Raw genomic sequence first — 26,516 nt, 5'->3', positions numbered from 1 at the left:
AACGGCGCGTGCTGTTTCGATTCCCCATTCCCGATTCCCCATTCCCGGCACCGCCAAGGCGGTGCCCAATGATCGGCCGTCTGCGCGGGATCCTGGCCTACAAGCAGCCGCCGTGGCTGGTGATCGACGTGGGCGGGGTGGGGTACGAGCTGGAGGCGCCGATGAGTACCTTCTACGATCTGCCCGATGTCGGTCGCGATGTCATCCTGTTCACCCATTACGCGCAAAAGGAAGATAGCGTCGCGCTGTACGGCTTCCTGCGCGAGGGCGAGCGGCGGCTGTTCCGCGACGTTCAAAAAGTCACCGGGATCGGCGCCAAGATCGCGCTGGCGGTGCTCTCCGGGGTCAGCGTGGACGAGTTCGCCCGCCTGGTCACCGGCGGCGACATCACCGCGCTGACGCGCATTCCGGGCATCGGCAAGAAGACCGCCGAGCGCATGGTGGTCGAGCTGCGCGACCGCGCCGCCGACTTCAGCAGCGGCGCGCCGATCACCGGCCAGCTGGGTCCGGATGCGGTGTCCGAAGCCACGGTCGCCTTGCAGCAACTGGGTTACAAGCCGGCCGAGGCTGCACGCATGGCACGCGAGGCCGGGGCAGAAGGCGACGAAGTCGCCACGGTCATTCGCAAGGCACTCCAGGCCGCGCTGCGTTAAGCGAGCTCGGCCTTTCTCATTCTTCACGCCCTTCAGCGATAACCTGCCCACTCAATGTCACAGACCTCCACTCCCGCAGCTGGCCACGGCCACGCGCCTGCCAACAGCCATATGGCCTTGGTCGTCGGCGCCATCGGCGTCGTCTTCGGCGATATCGGCACCAGTCCGCTGTACACCCTCAAGGAGGCGTTTTCGCCGCACTACGGGTTGACCAGCGATCACGACACCGTGCTGGGCGTGCTGTCACTGGCGTTCTGGGCGCTGATGATCACCGTCACGCTCAAGTACGTCACCATCATCATGCGTGCCGACAACGAGGGCGAGGGCGGCATCATGGCGCTGATGGCGCTGACCCAGCGCACCCTCAAGCAGGGCTCGCGCTCGGCGTACGTGGTCGGCATCCTCGGGATCTTCGGCGCCTCGCTGTTCTTCGGCGACGGTGTGATCACGCCGGCCATCTCGGTGATGGGCGCGGTGGAAGGCCTGGAAATCGCCGCGCCCAGCCTGCATCCCTTCATCGTGCCGATCACCGTGGTGGTGCTGCTGATCGTGTTCATGGTGCAGCGCTTCGGCACCGAAACGGTCGGCAAGGTGTTCGGCCCGATCACTTGTCTGTGGTTTCTGTCGCTGGGCGCGATCGGCATCTGGAACATCGTCGATGCGCCGGAAGTGATGAAAGCCTTCAATCCGTGGTGGGCGATCCGCTTCTTCATGGAGCACGGCTGGCACGGGGTGTTCATCCTCGGCGCGGTGGTGCTGGCGGTGACCGGCGGTGAAGCGCTGTATGCAGACATGGGCCACTTCGGCGCACGCCCGATCCGCCATGGCTGGTACTTCTTCGTGCTGCCGATGCTGCTGCTCAATTACCTGGGCCAGGGCGCACTGGTGCTCAATCACCCTGCCGCACTGAAAAACCCGTTCTTCGAAGCGGTGCCCAGCTGGGCGCTGTACCCGATGATCATCCTGGCCACGCTGGCAGCGGTGATCGCCTCGCAGGCGGTGATCACCGGTGCGTATTCGGTGGCCCGCCAGGCCATGCAGCTGGGCTACATCCCGCGCATGCAGATCAAGCACACCTCGCGCACCACCATCGGCCAGATCTACGTGCCGGGCATCAACTGGCTGTTGATGGTGATGGTGATCGCGCTGGTGCTGATCTTCCGCAGCTCCACCAATCTGGCCGTGGCGTACGGCATCTCGGTCTCGATGACGATGCTGATCGACACCTTGCTGCTGGCCCTGGTGGCGCGGTCGTTGTGGCCGCGCTGGCGCAACTGGGTGCTGCCGCTGTGCGTGGTGTTCTTCATCATCGAGCTGGCGTTTGTCATCGCCAACGGCGCCAAGCTGCTGCAGGGTGCGTGGTTCCCGCTGGCGCTGGGCATCGTGGTGTTTACCCTGATGCGCACCTGGCGGCGTGGCCGCGCGCTGCTGCGTGAAGAGATCCGCAAGGACGGCATCCGCATCGACAGCTTCCTGCCTGGCCTGATGCTGGCCCCGCCGGCGCGCGTGCCGGGCATGGCGGTGTTCTTGACCGCCGACCCGATGGTCGTGCCGCATGCGCTGATGCACAACCTCAAGCACAACAAGGTGCTGCACGAACGCAACATCTTCCTCAACGTCGACACCTTGCCGATCCCGTACGCGCCGGTGGACAAGCGCCTGCAGATCGAATCGATCGGCGACGAGTTCTACCGCGTCTACGTGCGCTTCGGCTTCATGGAAACGCCCGACGTGCCACTGGCGCTGATGCGCTCCTGCGACCAGGGCGGCATCCATTTCGACCCGATGGACACCACCTTCTTCGCCAGCCGCGAAACCATCGTGGCCAGCGCCAACCGCGGCATGCCAATCTGGCGCGACAAGCTGTTTGCGCTGATGCATCGCAACGCCGCCCCGGCCACCGGCTTCTTCCGCATCCCCGGTAACCGCCTGGTCGAGTTGGGCGCGCAAGTGGAGATCTGAGCGTGGCTGGTCTGCAGTGGATGGTCTACGGCCGCTCGCCGAGCCTGGACACCTTCTGGGACGAAGCGCTGAATCTCGGGCGTGTACCGGCCAGCGAGGCCGCCATCGCCGCTGCGCAAGCGCGGCTCGAGGTGCATCTGCCGACGTGGCTACGCACGTTGTATGCGCGCTATGACGGCGGCGCGGTGCAGATGGCGCGTGGTCAGTCGCTGGAGCAGCCGGACGACTGGCTCACCGCCGAATGGCTGATTCCGCGCGCGCGCCTGCTTGGCAGCGCGGAGCTGTTTTCCTTCGCGCAGGTGCGTGCCCGCGAGGACTACCGCGATGACGCATTTGCCGGTCTGGCCGCCGGTGGCGACGATCGCCGCCTGATCGTCATCGCCGCCGACCACCGCTCACCCAGTCGGGCCTTGTGTCTGGATTATTCCGTGCCCGGCGCCGAGCCCACCCTGGTCTATGTCGATGCCGGCGGGAACCGTCGGTTGATCGTGTTCGAGAACGTGGACGCTCTGCTGTCGCAGCTGGTCGATGTCGTGTACTGGTCGCCTGCATTGCAGGCCAAGCACGATGAGAATGAGCTGGTGCACTGGCAGCCTCAGCCACCGGCATTGCGCACCTTCTGGAGCGGGCCCGGGCATTGGAACGACACCGCAGCGGCTGCAGACGCCGATGCGCTGGACACTGCCGAAGCGCGACTGGGCGTGCGCTTGCCAGCGTTGTTCAAGCGCCTGTACAGCGTCCAGGACGGCGGCGACACGGGCTGTTGCTGGGTGCCGCGCACGCGCTTTGCTTCCGCGCATCACGTGGATTGGGAATGCGTGCTGGTGGATCGGTATCTATCGCCGCTTGCACAGATCGGCAGCGTGCTGGACCTGGCCGCGGCCTTCGAAGACCCGGGCGACTTCAGTGCGATGGCGTGCCTGCATGCCGGCCTGGACCAGGTGCTGGTGCTGTCGTGCCACAACATCGATTGCCTGCTGTGTCTGGACTATCGCGCGCGCGGCCCGCAGGGCGAGCCGGAAGTCGTCTATTTCGAGAAATGGGAGGGGCTGGTCCCGACCTGGCGCGCGCCCAGCTTCGATGCGTTCTTCAGCGCGCTGCGGCAGGCCGATCTTGATTTCTAGAGGCTGCGCCGCCCGCGCGCGGCATGCGAAGATGGCGGGATGACCGAACAGCGCATCATCGCCAGCAGCGCCACCCGCGAAGACGATGCCGCCGATGCGAGCATCCGCCCCAAGCGCCTGGCCGATTACCTCGGCCAGCAGCCGGTGCGCGAGCAGATGGAGATCTACATCCAGGCTGCCAAGGCGCGCGGCGAGGCGATGGATCATGTGCTGATCTTCGGCCCGCCCGGCCTGGGCAAGACCACGCTCAGCCACGTCATTGCCAATGAGCTGGGCGTCAACCTGCGCTCCACCTCCGGGCCGGTGATTGAAAAGGCCGGCGATCTGGCCGCGCTGCTGACCAACCTGCAGCCGCACGATGTGTTGTTCATCGACGAAATCCATCGGCTGTCGCCCGTGGTGGAAGAAGTGCTGTACCCGGCGATGGAAGATTTCCAGATCGACATCATGATCGGCGACGGCCCGGCCGCACGCTCGATCAAGATTGATCTGCCGCCTTTCACGCTGATTGGCGCCACCACCCGCGCCGGCCTGCTGACCGCGCCGTTGCGCGACCGCTTCGGCATCGTGCAGCGGCTGGAGTTCTATTCGCCGGCAGAGCTCACCCGCATCGTGATCCGCTCGGCCGCGATTCTGGGCATCGACTGCACGCCCGACGGCGCCGCCGAAATCGCGCGTCGCGCACGTGGCACCCCGCGTATCGCCAACCGGCTGCTGCGCCGCGTGCGCGATTTCGCCCAGGTCAAAGCCGCCGGCCATATCGATCTGCCGGTGGCGCAGGCCGCCATGCAGATGCTCAAGGTCGACCCGGAAGGCTTCGACGAGCTCGATCGCCGCATGTTGCGCACCATCGTCGAGCATTTCGACGGCGGCCCGGTGGGTGTGGAATCCTTGGCCGCCTCGTTGTCGGAAGAGCGCGGCACGCTGGAAGACGTGATCGAGCCCTACCTGATCCAGCAGGGTTTTCTGATCCGCACCGCGCGCGGCCGCATGGTCACCACCAAGGCCTATCTGCACCTGGGCCTGAAGCCGCCGCGCGACCGCGCACCAGCCATCGGCGAGCCGGGAGACCTGTTCTGATGACGCTCCGCTTGTCGCTTGCTCAGGCCGTCTCGACCAATAATCCGTCCCCATGACCACCGATTCCCGATTCCCGTCTCCCGATTCCCCGCCTGTATTCAGTTGGCCGACACGCGTCTACTGGGAAGATACCGACGCCGGCGGGGTGGTCTACCACGCGCGCTACGTTGCTTTCATGGAACGCGCGCGCACCGAGTGGATGCGCGCGGTCGGTTACGGGCAGGATCTGATGCGCCAGGACCAAGGTCTGGTGTTTGCGGTCCGCTCGATGCAACTGGATTTCCTCAAGCCGGCCCGGCTCGACGACGCGCTGTCTGTGTCGGCGGTATTGCTGAAATGCAAACGGGCCAGCCTGCTGTTTGCGCAGTCGGTCCGTCGCGAAGGCGAGGTGCTGTTGACTGCCGAGGTGCGCATCGCCGCACTCGGCACCAGCGACTTCCGCCCGCGCGGCATGGACGATGCGCTGTATGACGTGTTGAAAGCTTTAGAAACCCCAGAATCAGATTACTGAGGAACCAACGGATGTCGATTGCATTGCTCCTGGCCCTGCAGGACACGGTAGTGGAAGCACTACCGCAGGAAGTCACCGCGGCCGCGGCGCAAACCGCCACGGCGGCGCATAACAGCAGCATCAACTATGTTGATCTGATCCTGCGCGCCAGCATCCCGGTGAAGATCATCGTGCTGTTGCTGTTGATCGGCTCGTTCATCAGTTGGGTGATCATTTTCCGCAAGGCGCGTGCGTTCAAGCAGGCCAACCGCGAGGCGGACGAGTTCGAAAACCGCTTCTGGTCCGGCGCCGATCTTGCCAAGCTCTACGCTTCGGCAACCGACCGCAACCGCACCGTTGGCGGTCTGGAATCGATGTTCGAAAGCGGGTTTCGCGAATTTTCGCGGCTGCGCGATCGCCGCCGCCTGGATGCGCGCGTGCAACTCGAAGGCGCACAGCGCGCCATGCGGACCGCCTTCACCCGTGAGGTCGATCAGCTGGAGCGCAATCTCGAACTGCTGGCCAACATCGGCTCCACCGCGCCGTACGTCGGCCTGGTCGGTACCGTGTTCGGCATCATGGTGACCATGCACGACATGGTCAGCAGCGGCGAGCAGGCCGGTATCGCGGCCGTGGCGCCGGGTATTTCCGAAGCCTTGTTCGCCACCGCCATCGGCCTGTTCGTGGCGATCCCGGCGGTGTGGGCCTACAACCGCTTCACCACCCGCGTGGAACGGCTGTCGGTGCGCTACGAAACCTTCGCCGACGAGTTCAGCTCCATCCTGCAGCGCCAGGCTGGCGCGGACGAGTAATGCGCCTCTCTCGCAAGCTCTCTGGCCTGCGCGCGCGCGTTGCAGGAACCTGCACCGCGCGGCGGCTGGATGCGTCCGCCGCCAATGCGCACGCACTGGTCTGCAGCACCTGGACAGGCAAGCCACTGGCGACAGATCGCACACGTCTGTGCGAGGGATTAATTAGGAACGTTTCGCGATGATTTCCGGTATTTCCCGCCGTAAGAAGCGCAAGCTCAAATCCGACATCAACGTCGTGCCATACATCGACGTGATGCTGGTGCTGCTGATCATCTTCATGGTGACCGCGCCGCTGTTGACCCTGAGCACCGACGTCAGCCTGCCGAGCTCGCGCGCCAAGGCGCTGGAAAGCAAGCAGGACCCGATCGTGGTGGTGGTTGCCGCCGATGGCCAACTGGCATTGCAGCTGCCCAAGGGCAAGCCGCAGGCCATGGACGTCAATGCGCTGCAGGCGCAGCTGGCCGCCATCGTGGCGCAGGACAAGGATGCACGCGTGGTGGTGGCCGGCGATCGCGCCGCGCCGTATCAAAAGATCATGGATGCCATCGACGTGCTCAAGCAGGCCAAGGTCGAGAAGGTCGGCCTGATCTCCGACTCCGGCGGCACTGCAGGCAGCGATGCACGCTGACGCACTCCCCACCCAGGGCGCGCGCGAGGATGGCTGGCTGCGACCGGTCATGCTGGCCTTGGTCGTGCATATTCTGGTCGCGCTGGTGTTCATCGCCGGCTGGCTGTGGTCGCCCGAACGCTCGGTCGAACCGGCTGCGGGCGATCCCAGTATGGAAGCCTCGCTGGACGTCTCCGCCGCCGAGGCACGCGTCGCGCGTCAGGCGCTGAAGGCCACGCCGGTGGAAGCACCCCCGCCGCCGGCACCGTTGCCCGAGCCCGCGCCGGAAGAAAGTGTGCCGCCGCCGCAGCCGATCCCGGAGCTGCGCCCGCAGGATGCGCCTACGCAGCAGCAGGCACAGGCGCAGGAACGCGTTGCCCAGCCGGACAAGGTCGACCAGGACAAGGTCGATGCGTTGGCCATTTCCGAAGAGAAGGCCAAGCAGGAACAGGAAGCCAAGCGCCGCCAGGAGCAGATCGACCTGACCGAGCGCAAGCGTCAGGACGAGGCTGAGCAGAAACTGCGCCTGGCCAAGCAGCAGGAAGAGGCCGACGCCAAGAAGAAGCAGGCCGCTGCCGAGCAGGCGGCCGACGCCGAGCGCCAGAAGAAAATCGCCGACATCCGCCGCCAGCGTGAGCAAGCCACCAAGGAAGCTACGCTGGCCGAGCAGAAGCTGCGCCAGGTTGCGGCTGCGCGCGCGCAGCAGGCCTCTGCCGCGGCAGCGACCAGTGCGCAGCCGACCGCGGGGCAGGGCGGCACCAGCACCGACCTGTCGGCCAAGTACGCCGCCGCGATCCAGCAGAAGGTGCTTGCCCAGTGGGTGCGCCCGCCATCGGTGCCGCCGGGGCAGAAGTGCACGATCAACATCCGTCAGTTGCCTGGTGGCAGCGTGATGGAGGCCAAGGTCGCGCCGGGTTGCCCGTACGACGAGGCCGGCCAGCGCTCGATCGAGGCTGCGGTGTTGAGCGCACAGCCGCTGCCGTATCGCGGGTTCGAGTCGGTGTTCCAGCGCAATCTGACCTTCGTATTCACCGCGCAGGATCAGTAATCGTTGGGTGGATCGCGGTGTGGCAGCTTGCGAGCGCTGCACCGGGGGACGAGGCGCCGGATGACAGCCGGGTCAATGCGTTGTCGTCTCATGTCTTGCCGGCGTCGATTGCGGCTCGGTAGCGCCCGACCGGATTCAGGCCTGACGAAGTTGCCTCGCCGCTCGACCGCTCGCTCCATTTTCACGTTGTCTCGTTCATGATTGCGAGTATGTTCACTCGCTGATTGGTATCCCTTGCACACTTTTCCTGCCCGATCCGAGCCGTCCATGAAAAAACCGCTGCGTTGGCTAGCTGCCTTGACCGCCCTGTTGTTGCCGCTGAGCGCACTCGCGCAACAGCAAGGGCTCACCATCGACATCGTGGGCGGTAGCGCCTCGGCGACGCCGATCACCGTCATCCCCATGCCCTACCAGGGCTCCGGCACCGCACCGCAGACCGATGTGTCTGCCGTCGTCGGCGCCGACCTGGATCGTTCCGGCCAGTTCCGTACGTTGCCGGCAGCGCAGATCGTCGAAAAGCCCACCCGCGGCACCGAGGTGCAGTTCCAGACCTGGCGCACCCTCAAGCAGAACTACATCGTCGTCGGCCGCGTGATGGATGCGGGCGAGGGCGCATATCGTGTCGAGTACGAACTGTTCGACGTGGCCAAGGGCGAGCGCATGCTCGGCCTGGCGATGACCGCGCGCGCCAATGCGATGCGTGACGTGTCGCACCAGATGGCCGATGCGATCTACGAAAAAATCACCGGCGTGCGCGGCGCGTTCTGGACCCGTATCGCCTACGTGACCGCCAGCGGCAAGGGTGGCGCCATGCGCTACGCGCTGATGGTGGCCGATTCGGATGGCTACAACCCGCAGACCATCGTGCGCTCGGCCGAGCCGCTGCTGTCGCCGAACTGGAGCCCGGATGGCAAGAAGCTGGCCTACGTGAGCTTCGAGCGTGGCAATTCCTCGATCTACCTGCAGGACATCGCCACCGGCGCACGTGAGCTGGTCTCCAGCTTCCGCGGCATCAATGGCGCACCGTCGTTCTCGCCGGATGGCCGTCGCCTGGCGCTGGCGCTGTCGCGCAGCGGCAACCCGGAGATCTACGTGATGGATCTGGGCAGCAAGCAGCTGACCCAGCTGACCAACCACTTCGGCATCGATACCGAGCCGACCTGGGCGCCGGATGGCAGCAGTATCTATTTCACCTCCGATCGCGGCGGTCGTCCGCAGATCTACCAGGTGGCTGCCAGCGGCGGCAGCGCCAACCGCGTGACCTTCCAGGGCAATTACAACGCGACCGCCAGCGTGTCGTTCGACGGCAAGAAGATTGCCGTGGCACAGGGCAGCGGCAACAGCTACCGCATCGCTATGATGGATCGCAGCCTGGGTTCGCCCAGCTGGAGCACGCTCTCGCCGGGTTCGCTGGACGAATCGCCGAGCTTTGCGCCCAACGCCAGCATGGTGTTGTACGCCGCACGTGAGGGTGGCCGGGGCGTGCTTTACGCCGTATCCGCCGACGCTCGGGTTCGCCAGCGTCTGGTTCTGGCCGATGGTGATGTGAGAGAACCCGCCTGGGGGCCTTACCGAACCGCGCATTAATGTTAATATTTCGCTGCGTTAAACCACTCATTGGCCCAGAGCCTCCATAGGTATCCCATGAACAAGTCCACCCGCGTCTTGCTTGTCTCCCTGTTGTCCGTTGCCGTGCTGGCTGGTTGCTCGAAGAAGGTGAAGGAAACTCCGCCTCCTGCAACCGACACCACCGCCGGTTCCTCCGTTCCCACCGGCCCGGCCACCTCTGGCCTGTACGGCCCGGGCGACCTGGATACCGATGCTTGCCTGCGCCAGCGCGTTGTCTACTTCGATCTGGATCAGGACTCCCTGAAGCCGGAATTCCAGGCCATCATGGCGTGCCACGCCAAGTACCTGCGCGACCGTCCGTCCTCGCGCATCACCCTGCAGGGCAATGCTGACGAGCGCGGTTCGCGCGAGTACAACATGGGCCTGGGCGAGCGCCGCGGCAACGCAGTGTCGTCGTCGCTGCAGGCTGCCGGTGGTTCGGCCAGCCAGCTGACCGTCGTCAGCTACGGTGAAGAGCGTCCGGTCTGCACCGAAACCAGCGAAAGCTGCTGGTCGCAGAACCGTCGCGTCGAAATCGTGTACACGGCTCAGTAAGAAACGATGCGCTTTCGAGTGACATCTCTGTTCGTCGCGGCGGCCCTTGTGGTCGCCGCGCCGGCATACGCCCAGCGAGCCAGTCTCGCTGATCGTGTGGCGGTGCTTGAGCAGCAGCAGGCCAACAGCCAGGCCAACAACGATCTTCTCAACCAGTTGCAGCAGGCGCGTTCGGACCTGCAGGGCTTGCGAGCGACCGTTGAACAGCTGCAGCACGACAACGAGCAACTCAAGCAACAGTCCAAGGACCAGTATCTGGACCTGGACGGACGTCTGAACCGGTTGGAAGGTGCAGGTGGCGCAACGCCTCCGCTGCCTTCTGCCACCGGCAGCGTCCCCCCAGCCCCGGCTCCGGCCGCGCGGCCTGCAGCGGCGGCCACTTCCGAGAAGCCGCCGTCCGTCCATGGCGACGCAGGCACCCTGGCTGTCAGTAACGATGAGCGCACTGCCTACAACGTTGCGTTCGATGCATTGAAGAACGGCAAATACGACGACGCGTCGCAGCTGTTCCTGAGCTTTCTCGAGCTCTATCCCAATGGTGTCTACACCCCCAATGCGCTGTATTGGCTGGGTGAAAGTTATTACGCCACCCGCAATTTCCAGCTCGCCGAGGCGCAGTTCCGCGATCTCGTCAGCCGCTATCCCACGCATGACAAGGCCGCTGGCGGTCTGTTGAAGCTCGGCCTGTCGCAGTACGGCGAAGGCAAGAACAACGAAGCCCAGCAAACCTTGCAGCAGGTCGTCTCTCAGTACCAGGGCTCGGACGCAGCACGCGTCGCCCAGGAACGCCTGCAGTCCATCCGTCTCGGCCAGCAACTGCGCTGAGCCCGCGCGTCGTCGCCTGTTGGCGCGGCGCATACTTTGCCCATGAACGCCGCCGCCGTCCCCAGCGAGATCGTCCAGTCGCCGTTGCCGCGATTGAAGATCACCGAAATCTTCCTGTCCCTGCAAGGCGAAGCCGAAGCGGCTGGCTGGCCAACCGTGTTTGTGCGCCTGACCGGCTGCCCGTTGCGGTGCAACTACTGCGACACCGCCTACGCCTTCCACGGCGGCCAGTGGCATGACATCGACGCGATCGTGGCCGAGGTCGCCAGTCATGGTGTGCGGCATGTCTGCGTGACCGGCGGTGAGCCGCTGGCGCAAAAGCGCTGCCTGGTACTGCTGCAGAAGCTGTGCGATGCCGGTTTCGATGTGTCGCTGGAAACCTCCGGCGCACTGGATGTTTCCGAGGTCGATGCCCGCGTCTCGCGTGTGGTCGACATCAAGACGCCCGCTTCCGGCGAAGAGCAGCGCAACCGTTGGGACAACCTGGCATTGCTGACCGCACGCGACCAGATCAAGTTCGTGATCTGCAGCCGCGCCGATTACGAATGGTCGCGCGAGATCGTGGCGACGCACGCGCTCGACCGCCGTTGCACGGTGTGGTTTTCGCCCAGCAAGAGCGAAGTCACGCCGCGCCAGCTCGCCGACTGGATCGTGGCCGACCGCCTGCCGGTTAGGTTCCAGATGCAGCTGCACAAGATTCTCTGGGACGACGAGCCGGGCCGCTAAGAGCGGCTAGTAAAACGACTGCGCGCACCGCCCGGCGGGCTCGGCCGGCGCTCGGCGCGGCATGGACCACGCTTACATGCCTGCTCTGAGTGTGCCGCCAACCCCCACCTGACGACTGCTCGCTCCGTTTTGTCGGCCGTCCTGAGTACGCCGGTTGCGTTGCAGGCGCGTTGGCGCGGGTGTGGCCGGAAGAAGGAGACTGTATCCGCCGCGGCGGTAATGTCCGACGTTTGCCGTGCTCGCGCGGCACCAACCAGCTTGCGTGCCTTCAGAAGCAATCGCGAGGTGGTGCTTTGAGTCGTATCGATAGCTGACAGTGGTCCGCACAGACGGCCTGCAATCTGCTTGGAAAACGGCATGCCGAAGGGACGCACTTGCATGGTCGTCGTGACGGATGGTGCTGGTCGATCAACGCGATGGCGCTGGAAGTAGGCGAGGCGCGATTGGTCATTGCCAGTGGCGCGCTGTTGAGCTACTCGCGTCTGCAGCCTGATTTCGGTTACCAAGCAGTCTCCAACGCCTGCGCCATGTCGTCTCGGCGGATGTGTGCGCCAAACAGACCGCTTGCCATCGCGGCCCGGCGCCGACCCTGCTAGCCTTTGCGTCTTCCGTTGTCGATGCCGCCCTGAAATGAAAAAAGCTGTCGTTCTGTTGTCCGGAGGCATGGACTCCGCCGCTGTCATTGCGCTCGCGCAGGAGCAGGGCTTTGCCGTGTACGCGCTGAGCGTGCGCTACGGTCAACGTCACACCTCCGAACTGGATGCGGCCGTCCGCGTTGCCGCGGCGCAGGGCGTCGTCGCGCACAAGGTGGTCGATGTGGATCTGCGCAGCATCGGCGGCTCGGCGCTCACCGACGACATCGAGGTGCCGGAGGCCGGCGGCGACGGCATCCCGGTCACCTACGTGCCCGCGCGCAACACCATCATGCTGTCGCTGGCGCTCGGCTGGGCCGAGGTGGTCGGCGCCAACGACCTGTTCTGCGGCGTTAATGCGGTGGACTACTCCGGTTATCCCGACTGCCGCCCTGAATTCGTGCGCGCCTTCGAAGTGCTGGCCAACCTGGCCACCAAGGCCGGCGTGGAAGGCGCCGGCCTACGCGTCCACGCACCGCTGCAGTTCCTCAGCAAGGCCGACATCGTGCGCGAAGGCGTACGCCTGGGCGTGGACTTCGGCCTCACCGTGTCCTGCTACCGCGCCGACCCCGACGGACGCGCCTGCGGGCACTGCGACGCCTGCCGGCTGCGCGCCGCCGGCTTTGCCGACGCCGGCGTTCAGGACCCCACGCATTACGCGATTTCGTCTTGACGCCTGTGTAGGGTAGAATGCGCACCCCGACGCAAAGTCGGGTCAGTGGGCCGTTAGCTCAGTCGGTAGAGCAGAAGACTTTTAATCTTTTGGTCGATGGTTCGAATCCATCACGGCCCACCAACTAAATCAGCAGCTTAGAAGGCGCCGTAGGCGCCTTTTTTGTGTCTCCGGGAAAATTGCCGGGAAAATAATTGAGCGGAGATGCGTTCCTCGGCCGCAATTGTGTCGAAGACCACGGCCGATCAAGGCCGGCGAGGTGGCTTCACCACTGGCAGATCGTGGGAATAACGTTGCGTCATTTTCCGCGTTCTGTGGCCGGCAGCTTCCTGCGTGTCGGCACGCGTGCCCTCGGTATCCGTGATGCCGCGGTGCTTCAGTCCATAACGATTGAGTGGGCGATGAGGTAATCGCCTTCGCCGACTATGCGCCGCCAGCTGCCGCGTAATCCTTTCCCCCTGCAAGACCACGCAATGCTCAAGAACCTCCGTTGTGGCGACTGCGCCCGCCTGCTGTGCAAGGCCGGCGCCTTCGATGAAATCCAGATCAAGTGCCCGCGTTGCGGCACGCTCAATCACCTGAAGGCCGAGAGCCTCACCTCCGATCGCCGCGAGCGAATCCAAGAAGGCTCTCACCATGAAAAACCAGCTGCTGCGGGGCGATTGTCGACTCTCCGCAAAACTTAACTGGCCGTTCATTCTCACTTGGCTAGCTTCCATCGTTCACCCGCATGGAATGCGTCAATGAGGCCTGTCAGAGCCGCCCCGTTCCTGATCATCGCGACCCTCTGCGGTACGGCGCTCTGTGCCTGTGCGCATCCCCAGGCCCACTCTCCGCAGCCGCCCCCGAAGGAACACAGCACCATGACAACGCACGAGGCCGACACAGGTAGGAATTTCGCACTCAGTGCCGAGGAGATTGGCAAGCGCCTGTTAAAGTTGATCGAGGGCCTGAAATCCCGGGACGAGATCAGTCTGGATAGGGTTCGGGAAGTGATGGGTATCGAGCTGAAGCTTGAGCCAGGCGCGCTAGGCGCCGGATTTCCGAGTGGTGATCTAGGGGGCGGTTGGCGCTACGTATTCGATTACTTCCCCGAGTCGCCTTCCAGCTCAAAGGGGGTCAAGTTGACGTTCGTCAACACGGGTGATCGCTTCGCTGACATGAGTGCCGTCTGCAGCCTAGATTTCGCCTATTACGATCAAACGCTCAAGAGCATGGGCTTCGTCAGTTCGCCGACACACGGTCCAATTGGTCAGCTGGAAGACCTGCACTATGTGAAAGCGTCGACAAGCGAGGCTGGCGGAGACATCGTTATTTCCATTGTTCCGCAGAACATCGTTGTCGGATCTGCCACTCGGATGTGCGTTAAATCGATCAGCACTCTGGGCTAATCAAGGAAGAAGCACATGGCAAGCCCTAGCCCCCAGCTCGAAGCGGCATTGGCTCAGTTCGCCGGGCAACAAGGAGTAACGCAAGACCAGGTCGCCCAGCTACGCAACGCGATCAGCGCGGATGCCGTGCTCCTGGCGCAGTTTGACCAGCAGGCACAGGCAGGAAGCCTACGAGGCTTTGCGTTGCAGTCAGCCGGTAGTGGTGCGCCTAACCTGGTGGGGACGTACGACATCCAGAGTGGCGTGGTTACTTTGCCGACGGCGAGCTTGCCCCCCGCTGGAACGACTGCAAGCAGTGACTTGAAAGGTGTGCTGCAGGTTCAGCAGATGTCGGTCGCGTTCGCCCATAGCACCTACCAAGATGCGGCGCGGACCAGTCACCCTGTTACACAGGATATGGTCAGCAATCTGCAGTCCAGCATCAACAACTCGCCCTTCTTGGCAGACGAGATCAAGAAGGCCGCGACCACAATTGACGCGTCAGATACGCACAATCCAAAACGTGCAAACCTTGAGGGCTTCGGGTTCGTTGGTCCGGGCCAAGCTGCCGGCGGAACATACGACGGCAATCAAAAAATAATGAACTTGCCGCCTATCGGCTTGCAAACCAGAACCGCTGCCAATCCTGGCGGGAGCTTCAACGCGGATTCCACGACCTTCGTGTTGGGACACGAGATCCAGCATAGTTTCAATCACGCGGCGAAGAGCCAGGCGACCGCAACGTTCTTGTCGGATATCGAACGCCAGGCGAAAGTGCAGGGCCCGGTCCACGATTACACGAACGAGCTGCGGGCTTACATACAAGCCGGGCGGGAGGACGAGGCAAAGGCGGAAATCGCAGGGTGGAATGCGCTGTTGAGCTTGAAACGGCAAGGCAATCCGACGGCCAACGGTGTGGACTTGATGTTGACCACGACGACCAGCCGAACGGAGGATTTCATCGAGCGAGATCCCACGTCGGCGGTTCCCAAGGCGATCACGCGGCCTGGCCTCAGTTTCAATCAGGACGGTTCCCTGTCGCAGACCCCAAGCAACATCGCTGCCATGGGGCAGCACTACTTTGATCGGCCTTCACCGCTGTACGCTCAGCCTGGGCAGCGCGCTGTGGGACTTGGCGAACACGTCGACCAAGCTGGCAATCTGCAGCCCACTGCGGACTACACAAATTACTACGGAACCTGGGCTGTCGAGCAGATCGCCCGAGCCGAGGATCGGGCCAATGTGCAGTACCAAGGTGCGAGGCCACGGGTGACCATCGATATGGCGGGCCTCGGACTGAGAGAGCACCTGATCGAAAACGAAGGCCTGGACCGTGGTCCGAACAAAGCGCCGCTGCCTTACTACGACAGCAGCACCACGCCGGCAACGTTGCACCACTTCGACCACACGCAGGACGGAAGCGTGAATCCTGCGCACAACCATACCTACGTGCCAGTCGTTCCGGCTGCTGCCAGTGCGCATTCTTCCCCTTCAGCAGCTAGACCGCTGAGTCCAGACGACGCGGCTCATCCCAATCACGACATGCTCGAGCAGATTCGGAGCGGCGTGCGCAAAATCGACGAGAGTGTGGGCAAGCCCTGGGACGATATGAGCGAGCGGGTTAGTCGAAGCCTGTTGGCCGCCTGCAAGGACAACCGCGACGCGTATCCGGACAAGCCCGACTATTCACTGGCGGGAAATGAGCTGAGCCGAGTTGACCTAGTCGTGATGGGCAGGAACGGCAATCTTTTCGCTGTGGAAGGTCGGCAGGATGATCCCGCTCACAGGCGGGCACATGTGCAGCTTGATCAGGCCATCAATATTCCGGTGGAGCAGTCGGATCAGAAGCTGCTGGCTGCCAATCGGGCGATCGCGCAGCAGAGAGAGTTGACCCAGCAGCAGGAGTTGACACGTGGGATGGGCGATCCTGCACAGACCGGACCGACTATGTAAGCCGGACCGACTATGTAAGCCTCGTCAAGCTGCCGTATTGCCTGCTCTCTTTCGTCGTATCCCGTCTTGAAGATCGCCTTCGCTGGCTGGGAACTTGCTGCTGAAAGCAGCTCTATCAATGATTTCACGGCGCCCCAGTGAAAAGTTGCGTGATCTTTTTTTCGACTGGGGATTACGCCTGAAGCAGTCTGACTCTTCAATCAGCACTGCTCGCCGGCCGCGGCGATCAGCCCCTGCAGATCCACTTGCCGGTGACCTTGAAGGTCTTTGCGTTGATCGCACGCGTATTGACCTGGCCGAGTTGCACCGAGGTGGTCTGCGGAAACGTGTCGCGGCATTGCGCGGCGCTGTCCGCCCATTGCTGATTGAATACCTCGGTCCTGCTCGGCCCGGTGTGGGTGAACGATGTCATCTGCTCGGTGCGGGAGACGACATGCAGCGATGTTGCAGCGGCAGTCGTGGCCACGCTGGAGCAGAGGATGATTGCGAACGCCAGCATCGAGGTGTGAAGGGAGTTTTTGCGCGAGAACGAAGACATGGTCTGGCCGATTCGAGTGATGGAAGGGTGGGGGTGTTGGTCACTTTCGGCGGGAGGCTACGGTGCGCATAAGACGCCCCGGTGACCGTGGGTTTGCGAATCGAATGGGTTATTCCGGGGTTCATCGCCCGACGGCGATCGCAGCGCAAGTCGCTGCGTCCGGGCGTCCAGGTGCTGATCCGTCAGACCTTTCAACTACCTGGATTGCAGGGCGAAGGTGGCGTGGAGGTCGCGCCAAACCTCAGTGCGTGCAACCTCTGGCACAGCGGTGCCGGCGCATGCATTGGTCGGGGCCGCTTAGCGGCAGTCGTCGTATCTGTCTGATCCATCGGGCATAAGGCGCGCGGCAGGTATGCATTTTTGGATGGTCAAGATCCCGGTGCCGGCATGATCGAGCGTTCACGGCAATCGTTCTATTGTGCGATCCAACTTCAGGACCATGACGGGAATGGCCGAGTATCAGGAAGACGCCGCAAAGTCGCGTATTTACGAGGCTTTGCTACAGGCCACGCCGGACCTTTTATACGTGTTCGACACCCAGCATCGCTTCGTCTACGCCAACCATGCGCTATTGACGATGTGGGGCATGCGCTGGGAAGACGCGTGCGGCAAGACGTGCCTGGAGCTGGGCTATGAGCCGTGGCATGCCGCGATGCATGACGAGGAGATCGAGCGCGTCATTGCCACGCGTCAGCCGATTCGGGGCGAGGTGCCGTTTCCGCATACGGTCAAGGGATTGCGGGTCTACGATTACATCTTTACGCCGGTGTTCGGGCCGGATGGCAACGTCGAGGCAATCGCTGGCGCCACGCGCGACATCACCGAGCACAAGCAGCACGAACAGCATCTGCAGTTGTTGATCAACGAGCTCAACCATCGGGTCAAGAATTCGTTGGTGATGGTGCAGTCGTTGGCGCGCCAGTCGTTCAACAATGCCGATAGCCTTGCCGATGCGCAGGAAAAAATCGATGCGCGTCTGCTCGCGTTGTCGCGTGCGCACGACACGCTGACCCGGGAGAACTGGGTCAGTGCAGATATTTTGGAGCTGACCCGCGATGCGGCGGCGCTGCACGCACCGCGCGACAGTCAGCGCTTTACGCTACTGGGCGATTCCTGCCGTCTTGATCCGCGGCGCGCGTTGGCGCTCTCGATGGCGTTGCATGAGCTGTGCACCAATGCCCTCAAATATGGTGCGCTGTCATCGGCCGAGGGGGTTGTGCAAATTGCGTGGAAACGCCACACCCAAGACGGCCAAGAGATGCTTGAGCTGATCTGGCAGGAGTCTGGTGGCCCGGCTGTGCAACCGCCCACGCGCAAGGGCTTTGGGTCGCGCATGTTGGAACGCGGTTTGAAGCACGACCTCAAGGGCGATGTAGAGCTTTCGTTCGAGCCGACGGGCGTGCGTTTTTGCGTTTCCATTCCGCTGCCGATCGAGCTCGCCGAGGTGCGTCCGTGACCATGCGTGTGTTGTTGGTCGAGGACGAATCGCTGGTCGCCATGCTGCTGGAAGATTGTCTGTCCGAGCTGGGGTATGAAATTGCGGCGACGGTAGGCGATGTCGATACCGCGCTTGCGGTGGTACAGCAGGGCAACCTGGATCTGGCCGTGCTCGACGTCAACCTGGGTGGGACGTTGTCCTTTCCGATCGCAGAAGAACTCGATGCGCGCGGAGTGCCTTACATCTTCGTGACCGGATATGCGAAAAGCGGAATTCCGGAGAAGTTCCGCCATCGGCACGGGTTGCAAAAACCCTTTCAGTTTCGCGATCTGAAGGATGCGCTGGCGCAGCTGCGGCCTGAGTAAGGAATCATGATCGACCACCCCGCAGCTGCCTGCGGGATGGCGGCAAGGCGCAGACGCGCTTATCTGCAACGATCAGCGGCTGTGGTCCAGCAACTGCTGACGCACGGCCACGATGCAGCTTTCCTCGACTGCCAGATGCACGAAGGCGCTGTTGTCTTCCCGCTTGCCCGTGCCCAGATCGAGCGTTGTCACCTGGTTGCTGCCATTGCGCTTGAACGTGTCGATCGCCCTGGTGGCGTTCTTGAATGGCACGCTCGCATCGTTGGATGAGCCGCACAGCAGGGTGCGGGTACGCGGGCGCCAATCGAGCAGGTCGTTGCGTTGCAAGTCTTGCCGCAATGGGTTGAACGGATTGCTTGCGACGTCCTGAAGAAAGGCCGCGGTGAAGTAGTCCTTGATCTTGCCGACCGGCGGCAACGTGGTGACCAGATCGCCCACGCTACGCGTGCCGGGGAAAAACGCTTCCACCTGTGCGGCCCAGGGGTCTTGATACGTTTGCGAGGGCGCCAGATAGACGTTGTGGTAAGTGCGCTGCATGGAGGTGATCGCGTAGCTCAAAAAGACCAAGGCAAAGGTGCTTTCGGCCACGGTGTTACGCCCGGTCAGATCGTCCAATACCGATTCGCTTAGCGCATAAGGTCCGGAGATCCCCGAGCTGGCGGCGAGGTTGAACTCCTGCGACAGGTGCGCTTCGATCTCGCGTTGTGTTGCCAGTGCGGCGTGGGCGCCGGCCGAGTTGCCGGAGAGCATCACCTTGCCCGACAGCGGCGTGTTCAAACGGCGCAGGACGCGGCGCGCGGCGCGCATCGCATCGATCATGGCGCTGGCTTGCGAGGCGCTGTGCATGTAGGGGTGATATGGGTAATTCGATTTGCCAAGGCCGAGATAATCGGTGGCGACGACGACGTAGCCCTGGCTGGCAAGTCGGGTGACCAACGGATCGTTCCCGCGCGCGTCGCGGATGTCCTTGGCCTGTTCCGTGCTACGCAACGTCTGGGTGCCTTCGCCCCATGCCAGCAGGGGATAGGGGCCTTGGCACTGTGGCCCGCCCGGCACCAGCAGCGCGGCCGAGGCGGTGGCCGGTTCGCCTTCGACGCCGATGGTGGCATAGGTGAATTCCGCTACGCGAACGTTGCAGCTGGGCTGCTCATGCGATGGGTCGTCGCGCAGCATGTTCGCAATGGCATCGCGGGTGTAGCTGGTCAGAACGTTGCTCGACAAGACCGTGCCACGGGCCGGATGGGTGCCGAAGGGGGACGCCTGCGAAGCGCCGGCGGTGGCCAGCAGGGCGATGCCCAATGCCGTGCCGATGTTGACTCGCAATTCCATGTAAAGACCTCGCTACATAACGCCCTGGGCAAGCGGCAGGGGGATGACGGTCGGGGCCGTCGGAATGAGCATGGGTGGGAACGTCGCGCGCGCAGCACTGCCAGCCGGTCGTCGTGCGGGGTGTGCAGCCATCGGCGGAGAGCGTCGGAGCCTGTAATCCAGCGGCTTCTGCTGCACGGCATTCGTCCCAATCATGCGTGTTAGGTAATACCTATCTGTAATGCAATGACTGTTCACAGTGATAGGAAATAAATAACCACTTCTCGAAGATCAACTGATGAAGTAATGATGATGGGTCACATCTGTACCGCAGGCGCACCAGAGTGCGAACTGGTGAAGCCATAAGCGAAGCGCCATACGACGTGCCGGTGACGCGCGCTGGGGTGAGGGCGATGTCATGTGTCGCCGGCGGGAGTAGGCGTTGCGTCGACGGTTGCGGCACTGCGGAGTTGTTAGGCAGTGCCTATCGCGCGCGTGCCTGGTCGAGCAGATGCGCCATAGCGAAGTTTCGCTCGTGCTCGCGCATCGGTGTCACGCGCAAGCGCTTGCCGATGGCGTGATGCGTGAATAGCCAAAGCAAAAGAGCGCCAGGCGGCGCTCTTTTGCTGACATGTTGCACGCGGCGGTGCTGGAGATATCGCGGCGAACTTGCCGCCGTGGATCGATCAGGCGTTGGCGACTTTGTGGAGCAGCCGTGCGACCGGAGCGGCCGCGCGCATGTTGGTGTCTTGCGCCTGTCGTGCATCGATTCTGAAGATGGCCACCGCATCGGTGAGCTGCGCTGCCTGCTCTTCCATCGAGCGTGCGGCCGCGGTGGCTTCTTCCACCAGCGCTGCATTTTGTTGCGTGGTTTCGTCCATGTGGGTGATGGTCTGGTTGACCTGTTCGATGCCGGCCGATTGCTCCTGCGATGCGGCGGAGATCTCGCCCATGATGTCGGTGACGCGTTGCACACTCGCGACCACTTCGCTCATGGTCTTGCCGGCGCTGTGGACCAGCGCCGAGCCATCGGCCACGCGCTGCACCGAGTCGTCGATGAGATCCTTGATCTGCTTGGCCGCACCGGAGGAACGTTGTGCGAGCGTCCGCACTTCGGAGGCGACCACGGCAAAGCCACGGCCTTGTTCGCCGGCACGTGCGGCTTCCACCGCTGCATTCAGCGCGAGGATGTTGGTCTGGAACGCAATACCATCGATGACGCTGATGATGTCGGCGATCTTCTTGGACGACGCTTCGATACCGCTCATGGTGTCGACGACCTTGCCCACAACCTCGCCACCTTGCGAGGCAACGCGTGCGGCACCGATCGCCAGCTGATTGGCCTGGCGTGCACCCTCGGCATTCTGTTTGACGGTGGACGTCAGTTCTTCCATCGACGCTGCGGTCTCTTCGAGATTGGCCGCCTGTTGCTCGGTGCGTTGCGACAGATCCTGATTGCCGGCCGCGATCTCGCTGGCAGCCGCGTTGATCGAGACCGCCGACTGCTGGATGTTGCCGACGATCTGCGCCAACTGACTGGCGGTGGCATTGGCATCGTCGCGCATTTGCGCAAACACGCCACGGAAGTCGCCGCTCATGCGTGCGGTGAGATCGCCGGCAGCGATCGATTGCAGCAACGACGACAACGACTGCAGATTGCCGTCGGCGGTGGACATCAGATGATTGAGGCTTTCGACCATGATGCGGAAGTCGAATTGAAAGCGCTCGACATCGCCGCGCGCGCTGAAGTCGCCGTTGGCGGCCGACTGCGCCAGATGCTTGATCTCGTGATTCATCGCCGAGAGGTTGAGCTTGACCTGCGACATGGTGTCGCTGAACACCGCTTTTTCACCGGGCAACGGCTGCATGTCTTCGGATAGTTCGCCAACGGCATAGCGGCCCATGATGCGTGCCAGATCGGTCTGCACGGCAACGTGCGAGGCCACCAGCAGATTGGTGTCATTGGCCATGCGGCCGTAGTCGCCGGGGAATGCCGAAGCATCGATGCGGAAGCTGATCGTGCCGGCGTCGTGATGCCTGGCCATATCGGTCTGTGCAGCGATCAGGTTGCGCACCTGCAGTTGCATCTTGTCCATGGCCTGCAGCAGACGGCCGGTTTCGTCGGTGGCGGTGGTGTGGATGTCGTTGTGCAGGTTGCCGGCGGCGATGGCTTCGGCGGTGCGTGTGGCCTGGCTCAATGGTGTGGTCAGGCTGCGCGTGATCAACCACGCCAGCAAGGTGCTGATCACCAATGCCGCGATGCCGCCACTTGCCAGGATGATCTTGCCGCGATGCATGGATTGCACGGCCGCGGCATATGCTTCCTTGCTGAGGCGCCGCTCCAACGCGGCGTTGTCGCGAATGGCGGCCTGCTGCTCATTCATCGCAGTGGCGGCCGCACCTTGCAACAAGCCCAGGGCCTCCTGGTTCTGGTCGTGGATGCCGTAGTCGAGAATCTGGTTGTTGAACTTGACCGAGATGTCGCGTTTTTCCTGCACCAGCTTGAGCGCAGCCTTTTCTACGTCGCTGCTGGGCATGGCCGCCAGTGCAGCGTGAGATTCCTTGTAACGCGCGCGATTGTTTTGGACCATCTCCATTGCGCGGCGGTTGGCCGCATCGCCCGACACCATCACGATGTCGCGCAGGCCGATCGCCACGTTGGTATTGGCATCGAGCATGTCGCTCGAGAGGCGAATCCGCTCCATGTTGTTATTGACGATGGTATCCAGCTCGTAACGGGCGTTGGACATGGTGAACAGTCCGGTCGCCACAAGCAGACCCGACAAGAGAATCAAAATGCCGAAGGCCATGCCCAAGCGACGGCCGACATTGAGGCGTTGCAAATAATCGTTCATAACCGCATCCAGTTAGCGCAGCTGAAGGGCCCAGTGGATGCGGGGTGCATCCACTCAAGCCTCTTGCCCAGCTAGCGGCTGGAAACGGGCGTGCTAAAGACTTCCGTTCTGTAATAGTTACAGCGGATTCATTGCGCGGAAGAGATTCCCCGACAGCTGTCCATCGGCGCCTGACATCTTGATGGCGTCAGAGGCATGGAGCGCAGCTAACGCTGCTTTTGCGTGCACGTTAATTAGATGTTGCCGATGCTGGAAATAACGCACGCAATACGCACGTCGTCGCAGCGTATGTGCAGGAATCCGCATCGATAACTGATCGCGCGCGCCATTTGTTAGTCGCGCTTGTAACGTCTGGCTGGATCGATGCGTGTCACCTGCAGAACGCTTGTTATGCCGCGCGTGACACGCTGGTAGGCGCGTCGGATTGCGTTTTGCCTACTACCTGCAATGGACCTTGCGCAGATTCGCTGGAGCGACAGCGAGAGATGCGCTCAACCTGCGTCGATCGATGTTGCGCCAGTGCCCCGCAGTGCAGGGCACTGCGTGCGAGCGTGAAGCACTGTCGGCAGCGCGCACTGCATCTGGTGACGAGGCGAACCTCAACAGCCGAGCACGCGCGCCGCGCTACCAACCGGCATCAGGCTTCCAGCGCAGCCAGCACGTCAGCGTGCAACTGTCGTGCATCGGACTCGCTGTTGAACCGCGCGAAGACCTCTTCGCCAGAGATCATGCCGACCCGGACCGAGTGGCAATACGAGCCGAAGCTTTCGCCGGCGTTGAACGGATCGCTGATGACGGAGATATGGGTGACGCGGACCCGGGTGGTGCCGAACTTGATGAACATCTGCGAGCTCCTGTGTGAGCGCTGAGTTTCCCACTTTGTGCTGCTGGGCAGAAGCATGCACGGATGAAGGCGCGTCGGTAAGGTGACCCCAGGCAGTGCCGCAGCGTCCTTTCGGTTTTTGTGGCGTGGCCCGTCTGTGGAGCGGGTGACTGGAAAGGCGCTCGCCTCACGCATTCGGCGACCCAGCACGTACACTGCCGTGCCCTGATGCTGAGCTTGCCCGATGTCCGATCCCATTCGTCTCGATAAATGCGTTGCCGCGCAGTTCGGTTGCTCGCGTGGCGAGGCGCAGCAGTACATCGAGGGTGGCTGGGTCAGCGTGGACGGGGTCGTTGTCGAAGAACCGCAGGCCCTGGCAACCGCCGTGCAGGTGACGCTTGCACCGGATGCAGTGCTTGAACCTGCCGAGCCTGCCACCCTGCTCTTGCACAAGCCTGCGGGAATGACCGCCGACGCTGCGCTGGCGCTGACCAACCCGGCAAGCCGGAGCGAGCTGGACAACGCCGAGTTGCGCGTGCTCAAGCGGCATTTTCTGCGGCTCAGCGCGCCGCTGCCGCTGGAAGACGACGCCAGCGGCTTGCTGGTGTTGAGCCAGGATGGCCGCGTACTGCGCAGGCTGACGGCCGACGCCAGCTCGATCGAACAGGAATTTTTGGTGGAAGTGCGCGGCGAGCTGCGCCCGTATGGCATGGCGCGTCTGGCACACGGTCTGGTGTATCAGCAGCGCAGCCTGCCGTCGTGCAAGGTGAGCTGGCAGAACGAAGAGCGGCTGCGCTTTGCGATCAAGCATGTGCAGCCAGGCCAACTGCGCTACATGTGCGGCGAGGTGGGGCTGGACGTGGTGAGCATCCGCCGGCTGCGCGTAGGCCGCGTGTCGCTGGGCAAGCTGGCCATCGGCCAGTGGCGCTATCTGCCGTCGGGCGAACGTTTCTAAGAGACGTGTTGGCAAGTGCGCGTAAGGTGTCTGCACGTAGCGCACCTGACTACAGTGGCCGCATCGACACCGCGTGCGTTTCCGCAAACGCGGATTGCTGTAAGGCAACCAAGCGTCTTTGCTGCGGCCTTCGCGATGTCGACGTCTAACATCATGAGCGTGTACCAAACCCGCGCCGACTCACGTCGGCCGACGCCCGACCGGCCACATCGCACGGAGCGATGCGCACCGCGCAAGGACGTCGCAGGCTGACGCTTGGTTCGCTTACTTCTTGTTGCGCCTTTTCTTGGCGCGGGTCACCAGCCAGAACACCACGGCGATGATCCCGATGACCAAGATGGCGAATGCCGGTGTCAGAAACGCGTTGTCGCCCATGAGAATCTCCTGAAAGTCATTGCAGCGAAGCGCTGCACTGACGTTAGCCTAGCGAGCGGTCTGCGTGATCGCGTGAAATGCGCACGCATGCATGCATCGACGCAAGTACGTAGCAAGCACGCATGCATCGACGCACGCTTACTTAGCTCGAAGGCCAGGAGCACTGTCGTGCGGCTAGAAGTGCATTGCTGCAGTGGAGGCGCTTGCTCTGCGACGTTTGCTGCAACTAGCACGGAGGCCACGCGCGCAGTCAGAGCCATCGCAGGTCAACCAACTTCAGACAGACGTGTCAGCAACTGCGCTACTGCGACCAAAAGCCAGCGACATTCGCACCGTGCGACGCAGGCGCGAGCAGGATGCTTACTGCGCCAATGAGATCGGCCAGCAGACGAGATCGATTGGATCAGCCAGCAAACCAGCGATGGTTGCCACGTGTGTCGACTGCAGCAATGATGCGTTCGCATCGCTGGACGCGCTTCGCGACATCCAGTGGAGTGCACGTCTCCATCAGCAGACGCAACTGTTGGCACACGGAAACGACGCGCGCAGGCAACCAGATGAAAAGCCAACGGAGCGCGCTCATCGCGTCGCAACGTTCTGACGAATGCGTCGCCCGATGCAAGACAGCACTGCGCCACTACAGGTCTGCATCAGCAATGTCCCGGCAGGGGCGTGCTCAGCGCTCCGCGAGTTGAGCGGCCCAACAGGCCTCGCGTCCGGTGGTTGCAGTTTAAATGAGACGCGCATCACGTAAATCGGGGGCGCGCCCACAGGCTGTCGGGGCGTTCCCGACAACCATGCTGGTGCGACTGCGCTCGCAGCGGAGCGCAGGCGCCGGAGGTCACTGAAAGGCGGGCGTGCAGCGGAAGCCGGCGCAATCGATCTGCACCGTGCTGCCACTCTGGCAAGTCGCAGTGAAGCGGGTGGGGCCAGCCGCCTGCACCGGGCCACAGTTCAAACCGCTGCTGATGCTTTGAGCGCGTGCCATGGACGATTCGCTCGACATCGCCGGGCCTGCAGGCGTCGTCGGAGCCGCAGCGACGCCGGGAGATGCCGCAACGCGGGCAGGCGCAGCGGAGGGGACATCGCTTGCCAGCGGCGTTGTCACTGCTTCGCTATGGGTGCGGCCGCTTGCCGCCACTACACCGCCTTGCGCGGTCTCGCCTTGCAGTGGCTGCCCGCGTTCCTCGCGACGGCGGTCGAAGCTCAGCGTCTGCCCGAACACCAGCTGGATCCAGCTCGGGTAGGTGTAGCCGGTGCCCTTGTTGTGGTCGACGATGGCGCCGATTGCGCCGCCGATCAGGATGTTGCCCCAGATGCCCATGTTGGCGCGCGAGATGGAGCGGCCCGCCGCATCTCGCTGACCGGGCAGCACGCAGGTGACTTCCAGATCGTGCGCGGACCGGCGCACCTGCGCGGTCTGGCCGGACTTCAGGGTGACGCGCCCTTTGTCGTTGCCGATGGCGCAGTCGGCGCCGGTGACGGTTTGGCCGTCGGCGGTCTTGGTATCGACGCGTATCGGCTGGGTCGCGTCGTTCATCACCGTTGCGCAACCACTCAACGCAGCCATGGCAATGGCTGCGGTCACTAGCTGTTTCATGTTGTCCCCTGGCGTAAAGCACAGCGGCACCAGGCGGGCATTGCACCGCGGCCTTGGCACAGCTATGTCGTGATCAATCCCCGTTGCCGCCGCATCGCGCGACGGCTGGCATTTCATACCGGGATTGTGGGCCGCCGTCCA

General features: G+C 63.1%; 23 protein-coding genes, 1 tRNA gene, 1 other RNA gene and 1 pseudogene. 20 read left to right on the top strand and 6 right to left on the bottom strand.

Annotated features, from left to right (window positions below):
- Nucleotides 1-68 precede the first annotated feature (68 nt).
- The 15 genes from ruvA (at nucleotide 69) to ACZZ0O_RS21920 (ending at nucleotide 12,918) form a co-directional block, all read left to right on the top strand.
- Nucleotides 69-653, top strand: a complete 585-nt coding sequence (ruvA, locus tag ACZZ0O_RS21990) for a Holliday junction branch migration protein RuvA (RefSeq protein ID WP_055849084.1) — start codon at nucleotides 69-71, stop codon at nucleotides 651-653.
- 54 nt (nucleotides 654-707) lie between these two features.
- Complete coding sequence (locus ACZZ0O_RS21985; protein ID WP_055849087.1) at nucleotides 708-2,615, top strand: potassium transporter Kup; 1,908 nt, start codon at nucleotides 708-710, stop codon at nucleotides 2,613-2,615.
- Between the two features lie 2 nt (nucleotides 2,616-2,617).
- Nucleotides 2,618-3,739, top strand: a complete 1,122-nt coding sequence (locus tag ACZZ0O_RS21980) for an SMI1/KNR4 family protein (protein WP_463591841.1) — start codon at nucleotides 2,618-2,620, stop codon at nucleotides 3,737-3,739.
- A gap of 39 nt (nucleotides 3,740-3,778) precedes the next feature.
- Nucleotides 3,779-4,819 carry a Holliday junction branch migration DNA helicase RuvB gene (ruvB, locus tag ACZZ0O_RS21975; RefSeq protein WP_055849093.1) on the top strand — a complete coding sequence of 347 codons (1,041 nt, stop codon included), beginning with the start codon at nucleotides 3,779-3,781 and terminating at the stop codon, nucleotides 4,817-4,819.
- 52 nt (nucleotides 4,820-4,871) lie between these two features.
- Nucleotides 4,872-5,330, top strand: coding sequence for a tol-pal system-associated acyl-CoA thioesterase (gene ybgC, locus ACZZ0O_RS21970; protein WP_463591840.1), 459 nt, complete (start codon nucleotides 4,872-4,874; stop codon nucleotides 5,328-5,330).
- 11 nt (nucleotides 5,331-5,341) lie between these two features.
- Entirely contained in the window at nucleotides 5,342-6,121 is a 780-nt protein-coding gene (gene tolQ / locus ACZZ0O_RS21965) for a protein TolQ (protein ID WP_005996093.1), read from the top strand.
- 178 nt (nucleotides 6,122-6,299) lie between these two features.
- Nucleotides 6,300-6,749, top strand: a complete 450-nt coding sequence (gene tolR / locus ACZZ0O_RS21960; RefSeq protein WP_005996094.1) for a protein TolR — start codon at nucleotides 6,300-6,302, stop codon at nucleotides 6,747-6,749.
- Complete coding sequence (tolA, locus tag ACZZ0O_RS21955; RefSeq protein ID WP_115513620.1) at nucleotides 6,739-7,776, top strand: cell envelope integrity protein TolA; 1,038 nt, start codon at nucleotides 6,739-6,741, stop codon at nucleotides 7,774-7,776. The genes tolR and tolA overlap by 11 nt, the downstream gene beginning before the upstream one ends.
- Before the next feature lie 267 nt (nucleotides 7,777-8,043).
- Nucleotides 8,044-9,363, top strand: a complete 1,320-nt coding sequence (gene tolB / locus ACZZ0O_RS21950) for a Tol-Pal system beta propeller repeat protein TolB (RefSeq protein WP_115513619.1) — start codon at nucleotides 8,044-8,046, stop codon at nucleotides 9,361-9,363.
- A gap of 57 nt (nucleotides 9,364-9,420) precedes the next feature.
- Nucleotides 9,421-9,939, top strand: a complete 519-nt coding sequence (gene pal / locus ACZZ0O_RS21945; protein WP_039423449.1) for a peptidoglycan-associated lipoprotein Pal — start codon at nucleotides 9,421-9,423, stop codon at nucleotides 9,937-9,939.
- A 6-nt stretch (nucleotides 9,940-9,945) separates the two neighbouring features.
- Nucleotides 9,946-10,764 carry a tol-pal system protein YbgF gene (ybgF, locus tag ACZZ0O_RS21940; RefSeq protein ID WP_055849101.1) on the top strand — a complete coding sequence of 273 codons (819 nt, stop codon included), beginning with the start codon at nucleotides 9,946-9,948 and terminating at the stop codon, nucleotides 10,762-10,764.
- A 42-nt stretch (nucleotides 10,765-10,806) separates the two neighbouring features.
- Complete coding sequence (queE, locus tag ACZZ0O_RS21935; RefSeq protein WP_228323938.1) at nucleotides 10,807-11,490, top strand: 7-carboxy-7-deazaguanine synthase QueE; 684 nt, start codon at nucleotides 10,807-10,809, stop codon at nucleotides 11,488-11,490.
- 61 nt (nucleotides 11,491-11,551) lie between these two features.
- Nucleotides 11,552-11,628: non-coding RNA, sX9 sRNA (locus ACZZ0O_RS21930), on the top strand.
- Nucleotides 11,629-12,120: 492 nt separating this feature from the next.
- Nucleotides 12,121-12,795 carry a 7-cyano-7-deazaguanine synthase QueC gene (gene queC, locus ACZZ0O_RS21925; protein ID WP_323518465.1) on the top strand — a complete coding sequence of 225 codons (675 nt, stop codon included), beginning with the start codon at nucleotides 12,121-12,123 and terminating at the stop codon, nucleotides 12,793-12,795.
- A 47-nt stretch (nucleotides 12,796-12,842) separates the two neighbouring features.
- A tRNA-Lys gene (locus ACZZ0O_RS21920) sits at nucleotides 12,843-12,918 on the top strand.
- A gap of 122 nt (nucleotides 12,919-13,040) precedes the next feature.
- On the opposite strand, the pseudogene ACZZ0O_RS21915 reads toward ACZZ0O_RS21920, so the two are convergent.
- A pseudogene (locus ACZZ0O_RS21915) lies at nucleotides 13,041-13,181 on the bottom strand (integrase); the annotation flags it as partial.
- 357 nt (nucleotides 13,182-13,538) lie between these two features.
- On the opposite strand from ACZZ0O_RS21915, the gene ACZZ0O_RS21910 reads away from it, so the two are divergent.
- Together ACZZ0O_RS21910 and ACZZ0O_RS21905 are read left to right on the top strand one after the other, a co-directional pair.
- Complete coding sequence (locus tag ACZZ0O_RS21910) at nucleotides 13,539-14,186, top strand: hypothetical protein (protein WP_463591839.1); 648 nt, start codon at nucleotides 13,539-13,541, stop codon at nucleotides 14,184-14,186.
- 15 nt (nucleotides 14,187-14,201) lie between these two features.
- Nucleotides 14,202-16,118: an XVIPCD domain-containing protein gene (locus ACZZ0O_RS21905; RefSeq protein WP_463591838.1), complete on the top strand. Its 1,917-nt coding sequence runs from the start codon at nucleotides 14,202-14,204 to the stop codon at nucleotides 16,116-16,118.
- Nucleotides 16,119-16,344: 226 nt separating this feature from the next.
- Here the strand turns inward: ACZZ0O_RS21905 and ACZZ0O_RS21900 are convergent, their stop codons facing one another.
- On the bottom strand, nucleotides 16,345-16,530 hold the full coding sequence (locus ACZZ0O_RS21900; protein WP_055850342.1) for a hypothetical protein: 186 nt from the start codon (nucleotides 16,528-16,530) through the stop codon (nucleotides 16,345-16,347).
- Between the two features lie 574 nt (nucleotides 16,531-17,104).
- On the opposite strand from ACZZ0O_RS21900, the gene ACZZ0O_RS21895 reads away from it, so the two are divergent.
- Both ACZZ0O_RS21895 and ACZZ0O_RS21890 read left to right on the top strand, forming a co-directional pair.
- The gene (locus ACZZ0O_RS21895) at nucleotides 17,105-18,112 is read left to right on the top strand and encodes a sensor histidine kinase (protein WP_115513617.1); all 1,008 of its coding nucleotides are present in this window, start codon (nucleotides 17,105-17,107) and stop codon (nucleotides 18,110-18,112) included.
- Nucleotides 18,109-18,459, top strand: coding sequence for a response regulator (locus ACZZ0O_RS21890; RefSeq protein ID WP_115513616.1), 351 nt, complete (start codon nucleotides 18,109-18,111; stop codon nucleotides 18,457-18,459). Before ACZZ0O_RS21895 ends, ACZZ0O_RS21890 begins: the two co-directional genes overlap by 4 nt.
- 72 nt (nucleotides 18,460-18,531) lie before the next feature.
- Here ACZZ0O_RS21890 and ACZZ0O_RS21885 read toward each other — a convergent pair whose 3' ends face one another.
- The 3 genes from ACZZ0O_RS21885 to ACZZ0O_RS21875 form a co-directional block, all read right to left on the bottom strand.
- Nucleotides 18,532-19,788 carry a lipase family protein gene (locus ACZZ0O_RS21885; RefSeq protein ID WP_463591837.1) on the bottom strand — a complete coding sequence of 419 codons (1,257 nt, stop codon included), beginning with the start codon at nucleotides 19,786-19,788 and terminating at the stop codon, nucleotides 18,532-18,534.
- Nucleotides 19,789-20,453: 665 nt separating this feature from the next.
- The gene (locus ACZZ0O_RS21880) at nucleotides 20,454-22,622 is read right to left on the bottom strand and encodes a methyl-accepting chemotaxis protein (RefSeq protein ID WP_463591836.1); all 2,169 of its coding nucleotides are present in this window, start codon (nucleotides 22,620-22,622) and stop codon (nucleotides 20,454-20,456) included.
- A gap of 637 nt (nucleotides 22,623-23,259) precedes the next feature.
- Nucleotides 23,260-23,466 (bottom strand): hypothetical protein, encoded by a 207-nt coding sequence (locus ACZZ0O_RS21875; protein ID WP_055849131.1) that lies wholly within the window; start codon nucleotides 23,464-23,466, stop codon nucleotides 23,260-23,262.
- Between the two features lie 223 nt (nucleotides 23,467-23,689).
- Between ACZZ0O_RS21875 and ACZZ0O_RS21870 the strand changes: the two genes are divergently transcribed.
- Complete coding sequence (locus tag ACZZ0O_RS21870) at nucleotides 23,690-24,400, top strand: rRNA pseudouridine synthase (RefSeq protein WP_463591835.1); 711 nt, start codon at nucleotides 23,690-23,692, stop codon at nucleotides 24,398-24,400.
- A gap of 1,216 nt (nucleotides 24,401-25,616) precedes the next feature.
- Here ACZZ0O_RS21870 and ACZZ0O_RS21865 read toward each other — a convergent pair.
- Nucleotides 25,617-26,375, bottom strand: a complete 759-nt coding sequence (locus ACZZ0O_RS21865) for a hypothetical protein (RefSeq protein WP_463591834.1) — start codon at nucleotides 26,373-26,375, stop codon at nucleotides 25,617-25,619.
- Between the last annotated feature and the right edge of the window lie 141 nt (nucleotides 26,376-26,516).

Source organism: Xanthomonas sp. AC360 (assembly GCF_979258225.1).
The sequence above is the reverse complement of the archived record's forward strand: the minus strand, read 5'-3'. Positions and strand labels throughout refer to the sequence as shown.